Source organism: Paracoccus versutus (assembly GCF_000763885.1).
Classification (GTDB): Bacteria; Pseudomonadota; Alphaproteobacteria; order Rhodobacterales; family Rhodobacteraceae; genus Paracoccus; species Paracoccus versutus.
Genome location: NZ_JRKO01000177.1, coordinates 1 through 573 on the forward strand (window position 1 = coordinate 1; position 573 = coordinate 573).

The 573-nt window shown below is 73.1% G+C and carries 1 protein-coding gene; it reads right to left on the bottom strand.

Annotated features, from left to right (window positions below; all coding sequences use genetic code 11):
- The coding region (locus IT40_RS26525; RefSeq protein ID WP_036761553.1) for an efflux RND transporter periplasmic adaptor subunit at window positions 1-573 on the bottom strand (573 nt) is incomplete at both ends.

The window sequence follows — 573 nt, forward strand, 5'->3', positions numbered from 1 at the left end:
TGACGACGGAATTGGCCTCCTCGCCCTCCTTGACCGGCGGCGCGGGCAGCACCTGGCGCAGGGTGGCGCGATGCTTGCGGTCGGGAAAGCCGAGCGTGGTGAACCAGACCGGCATGCCGGGGCGCAGCTGCACCACATCCGCCTCGGAGACGTCGCTGCGCACCGTCATGGTGGCCAGGTCGGCGATGCGCAGGATCAGCGGCGTGTCGTAATTGGCGTTCAGGGTCTGGCCCTCGCGTGCCAGGGCGGCGACCACGGTGCCGGCCATGGGCGAGGTGATGCGCGAGCGGGCCAGCGTCGCCTCCTCGGCCGGCAACCCGGCGCGACTGCGGCGGATGGTGGCGTCCAGCGCCTCGATCCGGGCGCGCAGCACGTCGCGGTCGCGCTCGGCCTCTTCCAGCGTCACCCGGCTGCTGCTGCGCCCGGCCAGCGAGGAATGCCGCCCCGCCTGGCGCTCGGCAAAGCCCAGCTGCGCCTGCAATTCGCTGCGCTCGGCGGCCAGGCGGGCCAGTTCGGCCTGCAAGCCCTCGACCTGCGCCGCCTGCACCTCGGCGTCGATCTCGGCCAAGAGCT